General features: G+C 73.2%; 16 protein-coding genes and 1 tRNA gene. 9 read left to right on the forward strand and 8 right to left on the reverse strand.

Annotated features, from left to right (window positions below; translation table 11 throughout):
- Window positions 1-75: 75 nt before the first annotated feature.
- The 4 genes from AB0G11_RS21060 to AB0G11_RS21075 all read left to right on the forward strand — a co-directional run bounded on the left by AB0G11_RS21060 (window position 76) and on the right by AB0G11_RS21075 (window position 3,165).
- Window positions 76-528 (forward strand): carboxymuconolactone decarboxylase family protein, encoded by a 453-nt coding sequence (locus AB0G11_RS21060; RefSeq protein WP_219502089.1) that lies wholly within the window; start codon window positions 76-78, stop codon window positions 526-528.
- Complete coding sequence (locus AB0G11_RS21065; RefSeq protein ID WP_357587533.1) at window positions 522-1,214, forward strand: SDR family oxidoreductase; 693 nt, start codon at window positions 522-524, stop codon at window positions 1,212-1,214. The genes AB0G11_RS21060 and AB0G11_RS21065 overlap by 7 nt, the downstream gene beginning before the upstream one ends.
- 12 nt (window positions 1,215-1,226) lie before the next feature.
- Window positions 1,227-2,516, forward strand: coding sequence for an FAD-dependent oxidoreductase (locus AB0G11_RS21070; RefSeq protein ID WP_219502087.1), 1,290 nt, complete (start codon window positions 1,227-1,229; stop codon window positions 2,514-2,516).
- A gap of 184 nt (window positions 2,517-2,700) precedes the next feature.
- A complete protein-coding gene (locus tag AB0G11_RS21075) occupies window positions 2,701-3,165 on the forward strand; it encodes a hypothetical protein (RefSeq protein WP_357587535.1) in 465 nt (154 codons plus the stop codon).
- Window positions 3,166-3,572: 407 nt separating this feature from the next.
- Here AB0G11_RS21075 and AB0G11_RS21080 read toward each other — a convergent pair.
- A tRNA-Val gene (locus AB0G11_RS21080) sits at window positions 3,573-3,647 on the reverse strand.
- A 444-nt stretch (window positions 3,648-4,091) separates the two neighbouring features.
- Here AB0G11_RS21080 and AB0G11_RS21085 point away from each other — a divergent pair.
- Window positions 4,092-4,508, forward strand: coding sequence for an SsgA family sporulation/cell division regulator (locus tag AB0G11_RS21085; protein ID WP_049570603.1), 417 nt, complete (start codon window positions 4,092-4,094; stop codon window positions 4,506-4,508).
- A 1-nt stretch (window position 4,509) separates the two neighbouring features.
- Here AB0G11_RS21085 and AB0G11_RS21090 read toward each other — a convergent pair whose 3' ends face one another.
- Window positions 4,510-5,118 carry a DUF305 domain-containing protein gene (locus AB0G11_RS21090; RefSeq protein WP_357587537.1) on the reverse strand — a complete coding sequence of 203 codons (609 nt, stop codon included), beginning with the start codon at window positions 5,116-5,118 and terminating at the stop codon, window positions 4,510-4,512.
- An 82-nt stretch (window positions 5,119-5,200) separates the two neighbouring features.
- On the opposite strand from AB0G11_RS21090, the gene AB0G11_RS21095 reads away from it, so the two are divergent.
- Window positions 5,201-6,577 carry a hypothetical protein gene (locus AB0G11_RS21095; RefSeq protein ID WP_357587539.1) on the forward strand — a complete coding sequence of 459 codons (1,377 nt, stop codon included), beginning with the start codon at window positions 5,201-5,203 and terminating at the stop codon, window positions 6,575-6,577.
- On the opposite strand, the gene AB0G11_RS21100 is transcribed toward AB0G11_RS21095, so the two are convergent.
- The 4 genes from AB0G11_RS21100 to AB0G11_RS21115 form a co-directional block, all read right to left on the reverse strand.
- On the reverse strand, window positions 6,571-7,260 hold the full coding sequence (locus AB0G11_RS21100) for a hypothetical protein (protein ID WP_357587541.1): 690 nt from the start codon (window positions 7,258-7,260) through the stop codon (window positions 6,571-6,573). The genes AB0G11_RS21095 and AB0G11_RS21100 overlap by 7 nt on opposite strands.
- Window positions 7,261-7,362: 102 nt before the next feature.
- Window positions 7,363-8,193 (reverse strand): aminotransferase class IV, encoded by an 831-nt coding sequence (locus AB0G11_RS21105; RefSeq protein WP_219502050.1) that lies wholly within the window; start codon window positions 8,191-8,193, stop codon window positions 7,363-7,365.
- Window positions 8,190-9,200, reverse strand: a complete 1,011-nt coding sequence (locus AB0G11_RS21110) for a chorismate-binding protein (RefSeq protein WP_357587543.1) — start codon at window positions 9,198-9,200, stop codon at window positions 8,190-8,192. Before AB0G11_RS21110 ends, AB0G11_RS21105 begins: the two co-directional genes overlap by 4 nt.
- Window positions 9,170-10,084: a LysR family transcriptional regulator gene (locus tag AB0G11_RS21115; RefSeq protein WP_246644312.1), complete on the reverse strand. Its 915-nt coding sequence runs from the start codon at window positions 10,082-10,084 to the stop codon at window positions 9,170-9,172. The genes AB0G11_RS21110 and AB0G11_RS21115 overlap by 31 nt, the downstream gene beginning before the upstream one ends.
- A 57-nt stretch (window positions 10,085-10,141) precedes the next feature.
- Here AB0G11_RS21115 and AB0G11_RS21120 point away from each other — a divergent pair, with 57 nt between their 5' ends.
- Window positions 10,142-11,305 carry an NAD(P)-binding domain-containing protein gene (locus tag AB0G11_RS21120; RefSeq protein ID WP_357587544.1) on the forward strand — a complete coding sequence of 388 codons (1,164 nt, stop codon included), beginning with the start codon at window positions 10,142-10,144 and terminating at the stop codon, window positions 11,303-11,305.
- On the opposite strand, the gene hutH is transcribed toward AB0G11_RS21120, so the two are convergent.
- Both hutH and AB0G11_RS21130 read right to left on the reverse strand, forming a co-directional pair.
- A complete protein-coding gene (hutH, locus tag AB0G11_RS21125; protein ID WP_357587546.1) occupies window positions 11,302-12,852 on the reverse strand; it encodes a histidine ammonia-lyase in 1,551 nt (516 codons plus the stop codon). The two genes, AB0G11_RS21120 and hutH, sit on opposite strands and share 4 nt — an antisense overlap.
- 17 nt (window positions 12,853-12,869) lie before the next feature.
- A complete protein-coding gene (locus AB0G11_RS21130; protein ID WP_357587548.1) occupies window positions 12,870-13,604 on the reverse strand; it encodes a helix-turn-helix transcriptional regulator in 735 nt (244 codons plus the stop codon).
- Between the two features lie 85 nt (window positions 13,605-13,689).
- Between AB0G11_RS21130 and AB0G11_RS21135 the strand changes: the two genes are divergently transcribed.
- Complete coding sequence (locus tag AB0G11_RS21135; protein WP_357587550.1) at window positions 13,690-14,424, forward strand: SDR family oxidoreductase; 735 nt, start codon at window positions 13,690-13,692, stop codon at window positions 14,422-14,424.
- Window positions 14,425-14,494: 70 nt separating this feature from the next.
- The gene (locus AB0G11_RS21140; RefSeq protein ID WP_357587552.1) at window positions 14,495-14,968 is read left to right on the forward strand and encodes a hypothetical protein; all 474 of its coding nucleotides are present in this window, start codon (window positions 14,495-14,497) and stop codon (window positions 14,966-14,968) included.
- The last annotated feature ends 7 nt before the right edge of the window (window positions 14,969-14,975 follow it).

Below are 14,975 nucleotides of genomic sequence, written 5' to 3' on the forward strand. Positions count from 1 at the left end.
CATAGCCGGCGCATCAAAGCCCTTGCCGAGACTCGTCAGCGGAAAGCGGCAACCAACTCTGCTGAGGAGTCACTCATGGAAGCACGGATGAAGAACCCCGCCCTGGTGCTGCCGGGCGCGATGCAGGCGCTGCTCGCGCTCGGCAAGGCGGCCGACCAGGCCGGGCTGCCGAAGGTCACGGTCGACCTGGTGCTGCTGCGGGCCAGCCAGATCAACGGGTGCAGCGTGTGCGTGGACATGCACGCCAAGGACCTGCGCAAGCAGGGCGAGAGCGACGAGCGGCTGTTCGCCGTGGCCGCCTGGCGCGAGACGCCGTACTTCACCGACGCCGAGCGCGCCGCGCTCGCCCTGACCGAGGAGGCCACCCGGCTGCCCGACGGCGGCCTGGTCAGCGACGCGGTGTGGGACGAGGCCGCGGACCACTACTCCGAGCAGGAGCTGGCCGGACTGCTGCTGCAGATCGCCACCGTCAACCTGTGGAACCGCCTCAACGCCGCCACCCGTCAGATCGCGGGCGCGGCATGGTGAGCGTCGCCCTCGTCACCGGGGCCACCCGGGGCATCGGCCTGGCGACCGCCCGGCTGCTGACCGAACGCGGCGTCACCGCGATCGTCGGCGCGCGCGACGAGGCCGCCGCCGAGCGGCTCGGCCTGCCGTACGTGCGCCTGGACGTCACGGACCCGGCTGGCGTCCGCGCCGCCGCCGAGCGGATCGAGCGGGAGTACGGCGGGCTCGACATCCTCGTCAACAACGCCGGGATCGTCCTGCCCGACGGGCCGCCGAGCCAGGCCACGGCCGAGCAGGCCCGGCTCATCTACGAGACGAACGTGTTCGGCGTCATCGAGGTCACGAACGCGATGCTGCCGATGCTGCGCCGCTCCCCTGCGGGGCGCGTGGTGAACGTCTCCAGCGAACGAGGCTCGATCACCCGCGCCCTGGACCGGGGGCACCCGCTGTGGCCGATGCTCAACGTGACCTACTGCTCGGCCAAGGCCGCGCTCAACATGATCACCGTGTCCTACGCCAAGGAGCTGCTGGACACCCCCGTCAAGGTCAACGCGGTCGACCCGGGCTGGGTGAAGACCGACATCAACCACGGCGCCGGGATCAAGACGCCCGAGGAGGGCGCCGCGCCGATCGTGGCCATGGCGCTGCTCGGCCCGGACGGCCCCACCGCCGCCTTCGTCCAGGACGAAGGCCCCATCCCCTTCTGAAGGAGTACATGCATGCGTGACATCGTGCGAGGCCAGGTGTTCCTGCCTGGCGACGACGGGTTCGACCGGGCCGCCGCGCCCTGGGCGATCGGGGTGCGCCAGCCGGTGGTCGCGGTCGCCGAGGTGGCCGACGCCGCCGACGTGGTGGCGCTCGTCCGCTACGCCCGCCAGGCCGGGCTGACCGTCACCGCCCAGCCGTCCGGTCACGGCGCCTCCGGTGACGTCGACGGGACGATCCTGGTGCGCACCGCCCGCCTGGACGAGATCACCGTCGACCCGGCCGGGCGGGTGGTCCGGGCCGGGGCGGGCGCGCGGTGGGGGCAGGTGCTGGCCGCCACCGGCAAGCACGGCCTCACCGGGCCGGCGGGCAGCAGCCCGGTGGTGTCCGTCGCCGGATTCGTCGCCGGCGGGGGCGTCTCCTGGTTCGGCCGCGCGTACGGCTGGGCCGCAGACTCCGTGCGCGCGTTCGAGATCGTCGACGCCGGGGGCGAACAGGTGCGGGTCACGGCGGACTCCGACGCCGACCTGTTCTGGGCGCTGCGCGGCGGTGGCGGCGACTACGGCATCATCACCGCCGTCGAGCTGGACCTGTACGAGGTGCCCGGCCTGTACGGCGGGCGCGTCGTGTGGCCGGCGGAGCGCACCGGCGAGGTGTTCGAGGCGTTCCGGGCCATCACGGCCGACGCGCCGCGCGAGCTGTCGCTGTGGCTCAACCGGATGGCCCCGCCGCCCCCCGCCCCGGCGACGGTCGGCATCGACGTGACCTTCCTCGGCGGGGCGGCCGAGGCGGAGGACCTGCTGGCCCCGCTGGCGGCGATCGGCGGCAGCCTGTCGGACAGCCGCGGCCCGATGGACGTCGCCGACCTGGGCGCCATCGCCGCCGAGCCGGTCGACCCCAGCCCGATGCTGGCCCGCACCGAACTGCTGACGGGGCTGCCCGTGGACGTCCTCGCGGACGCCGACCTCGCGCCGCTGCTGAACCTGCAGATCCGGCACCTGGGAGGCGCCCTGACCGAGGCGCGCCCGGACGGCGGCCCCGGCGGCGCGCTCGGCGAGCCGTACCTGCTCTACCTGCTCGGACTCCGGCTGCCGCACCTGGCCGAGGCCGTGCAGGCCAAGCAGGCCGCGCTGGTGGCCCAGCTGGGCGAGGCGGTCAGCGGGCGCAAGCCGTACACCTTCCTCGCCCCCGGCGAGAGCGCCGCCCAGGCCTTCCCCGCCGAGGTGCGGGCACGCCTGGAGCGGATCAAGCGCGAGCGCGACCCGGGCGGCGTCATCCGCGCCAACTTCCCGATCACAAGCTGAGCCCGTACCCGCCTGCGACGAAGGGCTCCGGATCCACCCCGGAGCCCTTCCTGCCGTCGGGTATGTCGCGGTGCTTCGGGTGTCGCTCGGTAGTGAACTGTGCGCCTCAGCTTCACCAAGATCCCGGGATTCGGCTACATTCATGACAATGGCCATGTTCACCTGCGCCACGTGCGGTACGGCTGTGACGTTGGACCTGGAGGAGATCGGCTACCCCGCTGATCTCCAGCCCGGTCGTGAGCTCGGCCTGGCTGACGAGAAGCCGCAGCTGATCCCGCGAGGCAGGTTCGCGGTCAATCCGCGGCCGGTCGGATGGAAGCCGTACATCGCGATCGCGGGGCACGGCCGCGAGTTCGTGTCCGACGGGCCAGGCAGGTCGGTCGTGGTGAACGCGGCGGACATCATCGCGTTGACTCCCTCTCCGGATCCCCCCGCGGGCGGATGCTGCGGCTGGGGGCCGGACGACGGGCCCAACCTGGCGTGCGAGGCATGCGGCAGAGAGCTCGCCACCGAGGTGAACGACTGCGGTATGCGCTGGTGGTGGGTCACGCTCTTCCTCGACGGCGTGCTCGGCGCTCCTCCCTCACCCTCTGCGCGAACCCCGCCTGCTGCCCAGCGGAGGCATGACGAGATGCGACGGCTGCGGTGACCCAGGACGGATCGCTCCCGGGACCGGCCGAAGGGCCGTGATCCTCGTGGCAGAGCTCCCGCGCCGTCCTTGCCGTAGCCGGCGACCTTGAAGCCTTCGGCGTACAGGTCGCCGGTACGCTTCTGCGTCCCGGCGTACGTGGACGCGGCTGCGACCAAGGCGTACCCATCGAGACCATCGCCGATCTCGTCGGGCACGCGGGCACCAGCGTCACGGAAGCGGTCTACCGGCACCAGCTACGGCCGGTGATCACCAACGGTGCCCAGACGATGAACACGATCTTCGGCGACAGCCGGCACGGGTAGAGAGTCCGAGTGAGATGGCTCCCCGATTGGCTCCCATCGACTTCCCAGAGATGCAGAAAGGGCCCCGGATCTACTCCGAAGCCCCTCTGACCTGCTACTTCCTGGTGGGCGATACTGGGATCGAACCAGTGACCTCTTCGGTGTGAACGAAGCGCTCTCCCGCTGAGCTAATCGCCCGCCCTGTGCGGCTCCTCGCGGTGCCGACGGGGAAAACCATACCGCACTCCCGACCCCCTGGCGAAACGGTTGCCCGGCGGGGGCGGGAGGCGGCCGGGCGGGATTCGGGTGAAAGGCGGCGGTTGCCCATCAGCGGGAGGGCCGGGTGGCATACCATCGTCGTGTCCCGGGTAGACGCGGACCGTGATCCATCTCAGGAACGTTCTTGGTGCGCTCGCCGGGACTGGCCCCACAACACGCAAAACCCTCGCAAATACGACCCGATTGATGCCGTTTAGCCAGGTAGATGCCCAAATGTCCAGCTGTGAGTTGCGTTACAGAAGGGCCTTGGAGCGGAATCTTTCCTACAGGTTTCTTCGTTCCGCGTCATAGCTCCGGACGAAGTCCGCCCAGAGCAGTGCAAGCCCCGTAGAGGGGACCTACGACGAAAAGGTTTGGCTGACGATGAACAGCACCACCGTCTCCGCCGAGCTTGGCCTTCGGCTTGTGGTCCCCGACCGTAGTACCGTCCCCCTGCTCGCCGGGCTGAGCTACACAGCCGACGACCCGTACGCCATCCGCATGGCTTTCCACGTGGGGAACGACGAACCGGTCGAGTGGATCTTCGCCCGTGAGCTGCTCACGGTGGGCATCGTGCGCCGGGTCGGCGACGGTGACGTGCAGGTGTGGCCGGCGCGCAACGACGGCGAGCGGACCCTGCACATCAGCCTGACCTCGCCGTTCGGGCAGGCGCTCTTCGAGGTGCCGCTGGCCCCGCTGACCGAGTTCCTGCACCGCACGTACGAGAAGGTGCCGGCCGGCCGCGAGACCGACTACATGGACCTGGACGCCGAGCTGACCAACATGCTCTGGCCGTCCTGAGTCAGGCGGGCAGCCTCTCCAGGGTCTTGCGCATCCGGGCGATCTCGATGCGCTGGCCCGCGTAGACGTCCCTGGCCATCATGCGCATGCGCTGGTCCTTGCCCTCGGCCAGCTCCTCCCCCGCCATCTTCACCGCGCCCTCGTGGTGCCGGATCATGAGCTGCAGGAACATCCGGTCGAACGCGCCGCCGCGGGCGGCGCGCAGCGCCTGGAGCTGTTCCTCGGTGGCCATGCCGTAGCCGTCGCCGCCACGGTGGGCGTGCCCGCGGGGGGCGGGGCGGCCGACGAGCGCGAGCCAGTTCGTCATGAGGTCGATCTCGGGCTGCTGGGTGAGCGCGATCTGGTCGGCGAACCTGCGGACTTCCTCGCTGCGGCCTCGGTTGGCGACCAGGCTCGTCATCTCCAGGGCCTGGCGGTGGTGCGGGATCATGCCTTCGGCGAAGCGCACGTCGGCGGCTGCGGGGGTGGCCGCGCCCTGCCCGACGCGTTCGCCGGGGGTGGCCGTGCGGCCCGGCGCGCCGGGCTTTTCGGGCACGATGACGGGCGCTCCGGTGCCGACCGCCGACGGCCCGCTCGGCGCCTGTGAGCAGGCAGCCAGGGCGTTCAGCATCAGAACTGTGACCAATAGTGCGCGCATTCCGGACCTCGCTGGCATAGCTTCCATACTGAGCTATGAAACGAGGGGGACAGGCGTGATCTTGGCCAGGCTACGGGGGGCCGTGCTGTGCGCGGCCGTTCTGCTCGTATCCGCATGCGCGGCGGGCCCGGAGCGACCACCGCAGGCCGATCCGCCGGGCTCCACGGCCGGGACGCCGGCGGGCCAGGCGCTCAAGCCGGGCGAGATCCGGATGAGCGACAACGTCAAGCACGTGGCGAACGTCCCGCGCGCCGCCCCGCTCAACGGCCCGATGGACTGGAACACCGACCTGGCCTTCCAGGGCGACTACGCGTACATGGGCAACTTCGGCGGCTTCACGGTCTTCGACATCAGCGACCCGGCCAACCCCAAGACGGTGAGCCAGGTGGCCTGCCCGGCCCAGCAGAACGACGTGTCGGTCTACCGCGACCTGCTGATCCTGTCGGTGGACGAGCCGCGCAGCGGCGAGGGCTGCGACTCGACCGACGGCGAGCGCGCCTGGGAAGGGCTGCGCATCTTCGACATCAGCGACAAGTCCAGCCCGCGGTTCGTGTCGGCCGTGGCGACCGACTGCGGCTCGCACACGCACACGATGGTGCCCAAGGACGACACGCTGTTCGTGTACGTGTCGTCGCCGGGGCCCGAGCCGGAGTCGACGACCTGCCCGCCGCCGCACAAGCTGATCCAGATCGTCGAGATCCCGATGGCCAACCCGGCCGCCGCCCGCGTCGCGGCCTCGCCCGACCTGCCCATCCAGGGGCACGAGGAGGCCACCGGCTGCCACGACATCACCGCCTACCCGGAGAAGAACCTGGCCGCGGCCGCCTGCTTCGGCGACGGCTTCCTGCTGGACATCGCCGACCCGCTCAACCCCAAGCTGCTGCAGCAGGTCAGCGACCGGGAGAACTTCCAGATCTGGCACTCGGCGACGTTCAACAACGACGCGACCAAGGTGCTGTTCACCGACGAGCTCGGCGGCGGCTCGGCGGCCACCTGCGACCGCAACACGCCCGCCACCAAGGGCGCCGACGCGGTCTACGACCTGGTCGACGGCCAGTTGCAGAAGCGCGGCTACTTCAAGATCCCGCGTGAGCAGCAGGAGAACGAGAACTGCGTCGCCCACAACGGCTCCCTGCTGCCCGTGCCGGGCAAGGACATCATGGTCCAGGCCTGGTACCAGGGCGGGGTGTCGTTCGTCGACTTCACCGACTCCGACAACCCCAAGGAGATCGGCTTCTTCGAGCGCGGCCCGTTCGACGGTGACGACGGCGGCATCGCGGGCTCGTGGTCGGCCTACTACTACAACGGGTACGTGTACTCGGCGGACATCCGGGAGGGCCTGGACGTGCTGCGGATCGACGACCCGCTGACCGACCCGGCCGCGAAGGTGGAGATGGCCGACTTCAACGTCCAGACGCAGAAGAGCTACTGAGCGCCGCGCCAGCCGCTGTAGGCGGTGGTCCAGGACGAGGTGAGCACCGCGCCCTGGACCGGCGCCCGCCATTCGACGGCGAACCGTGACGGCAGGCCGTGCGCGCCGAGCGTGAGCGTCCAGACGAGGGTGCTGCGCGCCAGCTCGTCCCTGCTCCAGCCGCCGGCGATGTCGCGCAGCAGCTCCTGGACGTCCTGCGGGGCGTCCGTGGCGGGCACCTCACCGCGGTGGACGTCTCCCGTACGGTTCACGCCGGTGGTGGCGGCGGCCAGCGCGGCGGCGGTGCCGGTGGAGGCCAGGACGGCGATCACGCGGGCGTGGTCGGCCACGCCTTCGGGGACCCTGCCGGGGCGGCCGTCGCGGACGGTGACCTCGACGGGCCTGTTCTCGGAGGCGGGCGAGATGACGGTCATGGCGAGCTCGGCGCCGCCCCGGCGGTGGGCGATGCGGCCCCGGGCGTCGGCGTAGAAGTCGCTCTGCGACAGCCCGCCCTCGTAGGTGAAGTCGGCCGCCGGGGTGCGCGCCAGCGCCTGCCGTAAGGAGGCGGCGAGCGACGGCCCGGCCGGCGGGGAGGCGGCGGGCAGGGGGCGGACGGCCGCGGTGGTGACGGCGGGGTCGCCGCCGCCCTGCCACCAGGCCAGGCCGGCGGCCACGACGGCGGCCGCGGCCGCGACGGACACCACGCCCGCCGGCGCCCTGTTCCGCCGTCGTGCCGGTGTCGCGCCCTGCCCCGCCATCACGTCTCCGCTCGCCTCGTCATGATCACGCCCGCCGGACCCGGCGGGTCAGGGGTTGAGGTCGGCGGCGGAGCGCTCGGCGAAGACGCGCATGGCCTTGGCCGTGATCGGCCCCGGCGCGGCCGGCAGCTCGGTCTCGTCGACGAGGCTGATCGGCTGCACGTCGCGCGTGGTCGAGGTGAGGAACGCCTCCTCGGCCCCGTAGAGGGCGCTCAGCGGCACGTCGACCTCCTCGGCGCCGAACCACTCCAGGACCAGGGCGCGGGTGACGCCGGCCAGGCAGCCGGACTCGAGCGTCGGCGTGAGCAGCTGCCCGTCGCGCACGATGAAGACGTTGGACCCGGTGCCCTCGCACAGGTTGCCGGCCAGGTTGCCGAAAACGGCCTCGCCGCCGCCGCGCGCCTTGGCGTAGGCCAGGGCCTTGGCGTTGTCGCCGTAGGAGGTGCTCTTGACGCCGGACAGCGCGCCGCGCTCGTTGCGCGGCCAGGGCACGACGGTGACCTTGGCCGTGGCGGGGAACGGCTTCTGCTCGTCGACGATGACGACGCAGGTGGTGCCCTGGTCGCCGCGGTCGGAGCCGAGCGGGCCCGGGCCGCTGGTGTAGGTGATGCGGATGCGGCCGAGCGCCCAGGCGGGGGCGGCTTCCAGGCACCGGGCGACGCCGTCGGCGATCGCGTCGAGGTCGGGCTCCGGCAGGTCCATGCGGCGGGCCGACAGCGCGAGCCGGTCGAGGTGGCGGGTGAGCGCGAAGACCTCGCCGCGGACGATCTTCACGGTCTCGAAGACGCCGTCGCCGACCATGAGCCCGTGGTCGAACACCGAGACGGTGGCCTGCGCGGGGTCGATCAGCTCTCCGTTGACCCAGACCGGGATGTTCATCGATTTCCTCCTGAGGATGCCAGTGCCATGAGCCTGGACGCCTTGAGCTCGGTTTCGAGCCACTCTCGCCGGGGGTCGCTGCTCCAGGTGATGCCCGCTCCGGTGCCGAAGCGGATCTCGCCGCCGCTCATCCAGAACGTCCTGATGCCGACGGCCAGCGCCGCCGTGCCCCGGTCGGCGTCGACCCAGCCCACTGCCCCACAGTAGGGCCCGCGCGGCTCGGGTTCGAGCGCATTGATGATGCGCAGGGCCGACGACTTGGGCGCGCCGGTGACCGAACCGGGCGGGAACGTGGCGGCGAACAGCTCGGGCCAGCCCGCTCCCGGCGCGAGCCTGGCGCGCACGGTGGAGACGAGGTGGACGAGCCCGGGGTGCTCCTCGACGGCGCACAGCCGGGGCACCTCTACGGTGCCGACGGCCGCGACCCGGCCGAGGTCGTTGCGGACCAGGTCGACGATCATCACGTTCTCGGCGTGGTCCTTCTCCAGCAGGTCGCCGGCGGTGGCGCCGGTGCCCTTGATGGGGCCGGACTCGACGACGTCGCCGTCGCGCGACAGGTAGAGCTCGGGCGAGGCGGACACGACGGCGAGGCCGGGCACCTGGATGACGCCCGCGTAGGGGGCGGGGTTGCCCTCGGCGAGGCGGGCGGCGAGGGCGAGCGGGCCGGCCCCGTCGGGGAGCGGCGCGGTCAGCACCCGGCACAGGTTGGCCTGGTAGACCTCGCCGCGTTCGATGTGGTCGCGGATGGTGCGGACGCCCCGCTCGTAGGCGTCCTGGTCGAGGGAGCCGCGCCAGTCGCCGGGGCGGGGGCCCTGCCAGGGGGCGCGCGGGCGGGGCAGCGGGGCCTGGCGCACCTGGTCGAAGCGGGCGCAGGTGACCTTGCCCTCGAAGCCGACCACGACGGCCCACCAGCCTTCGGAGTCGAGCGCGGCCAGGTCGGTGGTCACGTCACGCAGCCCGGTGGCGAGCCGGCCGTTCAGGTGGGCGAAGCCGTACACGCTTCCCATTCTTTCAGCATTCGGACAAACTCCAGCGCCGCAGGCAGTGGCGCTTCGGGCAGGGCAGCGTACACCTTCCGTACGGGCAGCTCGTCCCGCAGGGGGCGCAGCACGAGCCCGGCGGGGACGGCGCGGGCGGCGAGCTCGGGGACGAGGGTGACGCCGAGCCCGGCGGCGACGCAGCCGAACTTGCCCGACCACTCGGCCACCCGCAGCCCGCCGCGCGGGGTGAACCCGGCGGCGGCGCAGGCGGCGGCGAGCAGCGTCGGCTGGCCGCGCGGCGCCGCCTCGATCCACCGTTCGCCGGCCAGCTCGCGCAGGTCGACGGCGTCCTCACCGGCCAGCCGGTGCCCGTGCGGCAGGCAGACCAGCAGCCGGTCGTCGCGCAGGTGGACGACGCGGCCGCCACCGCTGGGCAGCCCGGCCGGGTAGTCGCTGATCACGGCCAGGTCCAGCGCACCGGCCTGGAGCCGTTCGGTGAGGCGAGGGCTGAGCGCTTCGACGAGCCGCAGCTCCACGCCGGGCCGCCGGTCGGCGAAGCGGCTGAGCGTCGCGGGCACCAGCTCGGCGTTGGCGGTGGCGAACGCGCCCACGCGCAGCGTGCCGCCGCTGCCGCCGTGGATGGCGGCCAGCTCCTCGCCGGCCCGGTCGAGCCGGTCGAGCACCGCGACGGCGTGCCGGTGCAGCGCGGCCCCGGCGGGGGTGAGCCGCACGCCCCTGGGCAGCCGCTCGAACAGCGGCCCGCCGGCGGCGCGTTCCAGGGCGGCGACGCGCCGGGAGACGGCCGACTGGGTCTGGCCGAGCAGCTCGGCGGCGGCCGTGAACGAGCCGCCCCTGGCCACCTCGTCGAACAGGCGCAGGGCCGCGGTGTCAAAGGCATTCACGTCAGGCATGGCTGGCATGCAATCTAGTCGGTGGTGGAATACCGTGCGAATCCCTTCAATGGTGACGTGATTGCATTTCTTGGACAGGGACGCATGGGCGTCCCCATGGCCCGGCGGCTCGCCGAGGCCGGGCACGAGGTGACGACGTGGCGGCGCGGGACCGGGATCTCGCCCGCCGAGGCGGTGGCCGGGGCGGACCTGGTCATCACGATGCTGCGCGACGACGACGCGGTGCGCGAGGTGCTGACGGCGGCGCTGCCGGGGCTGCGGCCCGGCGTGACCGTGGTGGAGATGTCGACGATCGGCCCGGACGCGGTGCGCGAGCTGCGGGCGCTGCTGCCGCCCGAGGCGGGCCTGGTGGACGCGCCGGTGCTCGGCAGCGTCGCCCCCGCGGCCGAGGGCACGCTGACCGTGCTGGCCGGGGGCGACGTGGCGGCCGTGCGCGAGGTGCTGGCGGTGTTCGGCACCGTGCGGGAGCTCGGGCCGCTGGGCGCGGGCGCGGCGCTGAAGCTCGCCGTCATGAGCGCGCTCGTGCCCGCCCAGGTGCTGCTCGCGGAGACGTTCGCGTACGGCGAGGCGCACGGCGTGGACCGGGACGCGCTCGCCGCCGTGCTGGCGGGCACCCCGCTCGGCGCGCTGGCCGGTCGGCTGGCCGCGCCCGCGCGGGAGACCCGTTACGCGCTCGGGCTGGCGGCCAAGGACCTGGACCTGGCCGCGTGGGACGGCGCCTCGCTGGCCGCCGCCGCGCTGCGCCGCCTGCGCGAGGCCGAGGCGGCGGGCCTGGGAGAGCGCGACCTGACCGCGATCGCCGGGCACGTCGGGCGGCCCGCCGCGCCGGGCCGGGCGGTGCCGCTGAACCCGGCGGCGGTGCCGGCCACGAACGGCATGTACTCGCACGCGGTCCGCGTGGGCGACATGCTGTACGTCTCGGGCCAGGCGGCCTTCGACGCGAACGGCGACGTGATCGGCGAGGGCTCGATGGCAGCCCAGGCCGAGTGCGTCTTCGAGAACCTGTCGCGCATCCTGGCCGACCAGGGCGCCACGTTCGCCGATCTCGCCTTCATCCGCACGTACCTGACGAACATGGACGACAGGGTCGAGTACGGGCGCGTACGGCGGAAGTACATCACCGGGACGCCGCCGGCGAGCACGACCGTGGAGGTGTCCCGGCTGTTCATGCCCGGCCTGCTGCTGGAGGTGGACGCGATCGTGGCGCTGCCCCGGCGTTAGGCCAGCGGGCCGGTCACCGACTCGACGGCCTCGACCACGCCGCCGTCGGCGACGAGCCGCACGGCGGCCTCGATCTCCGGCGCGAGGAAGCGGTCGGGGCCGGGACCCGGCACGGTCTCGCGCAGCGCCTTGACCACGGCGGCCGTGGCGGGGGCGGGCTCGAGCGGGCGGCGCAGGTCGAGCGCGCGGGCGGCGGTGAGCACCTCGACGGCCAGCACCCGGGTCAGCCCGTCGACGGAGCGGCGCAGCTTGCGGGCGGCCGACCAGCCCATCGAGACGTGGTCCTCCTGCATGGCCGAGCTCGGGATGGAGTCGACGCTGGCGGGCACGGCCAGGCGCTTGAGCTCCGAGACGATCGCGGCCTGCGTGTACTGGGCGATCATGTGGCCGGAGTCGACGCCGGGGTCGTCGGCCAGGAACGCGGGCAGCCCGTGGTTGCGCGCCACGTCCAGGAAGCGGTCGGTGCGCCGCTCGGACATCGAGGCCAGGTCGGCGGCCACGATCGCCAGGAAGTCGAGCACGTACGCGACGGGCGCGCCGTGGAAGTTGCCGTTGGACTCGACGCGGCCGTCGGCGAGCACCGCCGGGTTGTCGACGGCGCTGGCCAGCTCCCAGCCGGCGACGGCGGCGGCGTGCGCGATCGTGTCGCGGGCGGCGCCGGCGACCTGGGGGGCGCAGCGCAGCGAGTAGGCGTCCTGGACGCGGGTGCAGCTCTCCGGGTCGCGGTGGCTGGCCATGATGCCGGAGCCGGCCAGGATCTTCACCATGTTGGCGGCGGCGAGCGCCTGGCCGGGCTGCGGGCGCAGCGCCTGCAGCTCGGGGGCGAACACGCGGTCGGTGCCGAGCAGCGCCTCGACGCTCATCGCGGCGCTCACGTCGGCGGTGCGCACGAGCCGGGTGAGGTCGTCGATGGCCAGCACGAGCATGCCGAGCATGCCGTCGGTGCCGTTGATGAGCGCCAGGCCCTCCTTGGCGGCCAGCTCGACGGGCTCGATACCGGCCTGCTTGAGCGCCTCGCCCGCCGCCGTGACGTTGCCGGACCGGTCGCGGACGACGCCCTCGCCCATGAGCGTGAGCGCGACGTGCGCCAGCGGGGCCAGGTCGCCGGAGCAGCCGAGGCTGCCGTACTCGTGGACGACCGGCGTGATGCCGGAGCTGATGAGGGCGGCCAGGGCCTTGGCCGTGGTCGGCCGCACGCCGGTGTGGCCGGTGGCGAGCGTGTGCAGGCGCAGCAGCATGAGCGCGCGCACCACCTCGGTCTCCACCTCGGGCCCGTTGCCGGCGGCGTGGGAGCGCACCAGGGAGCGCTGGAGCTGGGCGCGCAGCGAGGGGTCGATGTGGCGGGTGGCCAGCGCGCCGAACCCGGTGGACACCCCGTACGCGGGGACCGGGCTCTCGGCCAGCTCGTCCACCCGCTGCCTGGAGGCCGCGACGGCGGCCATGGCGTCGTCGGTGAGGCGTACGGCGGCGCCGTGGCGGGCCACCCGGATGACGTCGTCGAAGGTGAGGGGTTCGGGACCGACGTTCACGACTCCGTTGTCGCGCATGATGTGTTTTCTCCCGCTTAGGTAACCGGCGATTGCCAGGTTAGCTCCTTACTCCAGGGCGCTGTCACGTGGCTCGGGAAGAGCGCCGCCAGCTCACTCCTGCCCGCGTCGGTGAGGGTCAGCGCACGCGGCGCCGCGCCCTGCCGGAACCAGCCGCGTTCCAGCAGCACCGCCGTGACCGCCGCGCCGAGCGCGCCGCCGAGATGGGGCCGCCGCTCGGTCCAGTCAAGGCATTCCGGGGCGAAGCGCCGCCTGGTCGCGCGCGCCCCGGCCACGTGCACGCCGATCCCGGCCAGCAGCCGCTCCCCCTCGGCGGTGACCTCCTCCCCCGCCAGGCAGCCGCTGCCGCGCAACGCCTCCAGCAGCGCCACCCCCGCCTTCCCCGCCAGGTGGTCGTAACACGTACGCGCCTCCTCCAGCAGGCGGGCCTGCCGCGACTGGCGCAGCGACCGCACCGGCGGGCGGGCGCTGACGCGGGCCAGCACCTCCAGGACCTCGGCCACCTCCGGCCCGGACAGGCGGTAGTAGCGGTGCCGGCCCTGCCGGACCACGGTCACGAAGCCGCCGTCGAGCAGCCGCGCCAGGTGCGCGCTCGCGGTGGCGGCGCTCACCCCGGCCAGCCGGGCCAGCTCGCCCGCCGCCAGCGCGCGCCCGCCCAGCAGCGCCGTCAGGATGGCCGCCCGGGTCGGGTCGGCGATCAGCGCCGCCACGGGGGCGATGTCGGCGTCACGAACGGTGTGGTCAGCAGCCATACCGTGACGTTAACCCACCCATCCTTCGCCGCCGGACGAAGCAATAGGCTCGCGACCGTGATAAACGAGGCAAAGGACCGCGCAGGTGACAACTGAGGCAAAGGTCGCGCTCGTCACGGGCGCGTCGCGGGGGCTCGGCGCGGTCATCGCGCGCAGGCTGGCGGGCGACGGCTGGACCGTCGCGGTGAACTACCGCTCCGACCACGACGGAGCCGAGCGGGTGGCGGACGGGATCCGGGCCGCGGGCGGCCGGGCGGAGGCGTTCGCCGCCGACGTGACCGACGAGGAGTCGACCCGCGCGCTGGCCGAGGCCGTCGCCGGGCGGCTCGGGCCGGTCGGCGCGCTCGTGCTCAACGCCACCGGGCCGCAGCCCGAGGTGCCGATCGAGAACCTGACCTGGCAGGACCACCTCGACCAGCTCACGTTCTTCGTCAAGAGCCCCACCCTGCTCGTACGGGCCTTCCTGCCCGGATGGAAGGAGCGCGGCGGCGGCCGGGTGATCCAGATCGGCTCCGACGTGGTCGACCGCGCGCTGCCCCGCATGTCCGCCTACATCGCGGCCAAGGCGGCGCAGCAGGCGCTCACCCGTTCCTGGGCCCGCGAGCTCGGCCCGCACGGCGTCACCGTCAACCTCGTCGCCCCCGGCTGGATCCCGGTCGAGCGCCACGCGGGCCTGGAGGTGGACGAGTACCTGTCGGAGGTGCCGCTGGGCCGCATGGGCACCCCCGGCGACATCGCCGGAGCGGTCTGCTTCCTCGCCTCGGACGCGGCCGCGTTCATCACGGGCGAGCGCGTCACCGTCAACGGCGGGCACACTTAGACACCCGGTTGCCGTCAACGGCGGGCACACTTAGACCCCCGGTTGAACGTGCGGCGGCCAGGATCGGGCCATGACCGATTCCGCGACGAACCCCGCGATCGCCGTGGCCGAGGCCGCCGACCGCTGCCTGGCCCTGGCCGCCACCTGGCTCGCCTGGGACGGCAGGCCGATCGTCACCGAGGGCCTGTGGACCCCCGCCAAGGCCGCCCGCCGCATCCAGGACCACCTCGTCGACCACCTGGCCGAGGTGGAGGCGCTGCTGGCGGGCGAGCCGCCGCTCGACACCCCCTGGCACGGGCGGACCGTGACGCTCGACTCCGACTGGGCCCGCTTCACCGAGCTCGACCTGGACGAGGCGCGCGCCCGCTGGCCCCGCCTGGCCCAGGCGTACGTGCACCGCTACGCCACCGCCCCCGACGCCTGGGACACCCCGCGCGACCCGAACTGGACGCTGCGTGAGATCGCCGCCCATGTCGCCGGGATCACCTGGTACGCCGAGCAGGTCGGAGCGCTCCGGTTTGGGGAGTCGGCGAGTTTTCGCTAGAGTTCTC

Source organism: Nonomuraea sp. NPDC023979 (assembly GCF_040639085.1).
In the GTDB taxonomy this organism is placed as follows: domain Bacteria; phylum Actinomycetota; class Actinomycetes; order Streptosporangiales; family Streptosporangiaceae; genus Nonomuraea; species Nonomuraea ceibae.

What these genes read in the sequence shown, in the direction of transcription:
- AB0G11_RS21115 (WP_246644312.1), bottom strand. Translation starts at nt 10,084, where the DNA reads ATGCCTGACGTGAATGCCTTTGACACCGCGGCCCTGCGCCTGTTCGAC.
- AB0G11_RS21090 (WP_357587537.1), bottom strand. Translation starts at nt 5,118, where the DNA reads ATGCTGAACGCCCTGGCTGCCTGCTCACAGGCGCCGAGCGGGCCGTCG.
- AB0G11_RS21085 (WP_049570603.1), top strand. Translation starts at nt 4,092, where the DNA reads ATGAACAGCACCACCGTCTCCGCCGAGCTTGGCCTTCGGCTTGTGGTC.
- AB0G11_RS21140 (WP_357587552.1), top strand. Translation starts at nt 14,495, where the DNA reads ATGACCGATTCCGCGACGAACCCCGCGATCGCCGTGGCCGAGGCCGCC.
- AB0G11_RS21130 (WP_357587548.1), bottom strand. Translation starts at nt 13,604, where the DNA reads ATGGCTGCTGACCACACCGTTCGTGACGCCGACATCGCCCCCGTGGCG.
- hutH (WP_357587546.1), bottom strand. Translation starts at nt 12,852, where the DNA reads ATGCGCGACAACGGAGTCGTGAACGTCGGTCCCGAACCCCTCACCTTC.
- AB0G11_RS21060 (WP_219502089.1), top strand. Translation starts at nt 76, where the DNA reads ATGGAAGCACGGATGAAGAACCCCGCCCTGGTGCTGCCGGGCGCGATG.
- AB0G11_RS21105 (WP_219502050.1), bottom strand. Translation starts at nt 8,193, where the DNA reads ATGAACATCCCGGTCTGGGTCAACGGAGAGCTGATCGACCCCGCGCAG.
- AB0G11_RS21065 (WP_357587533.1), top strand. Translation starts at nt 522, where the DNA reads ATGGTGAGCGTCGCCCTCGTCACCGGGGCCACCCGGGGCATCGGCCTG.
- AB0G11_RS21070 (WP_219502087.1), top strand. Translation starts at nt 1,227, where the DNA reads ATGCGTGACATCGTGCGAGGCCAGGTGTTCCTGCCTGGCGACGACGGG.
- AB0G11_RS21110 (WP_357587543.1), bottom strand. Translation starts at nt 9,200, where the DNA reads ATGGGAAGCGTGTACGGCTTCGCCCACCTGAACGGCCGGCTCGCCACC.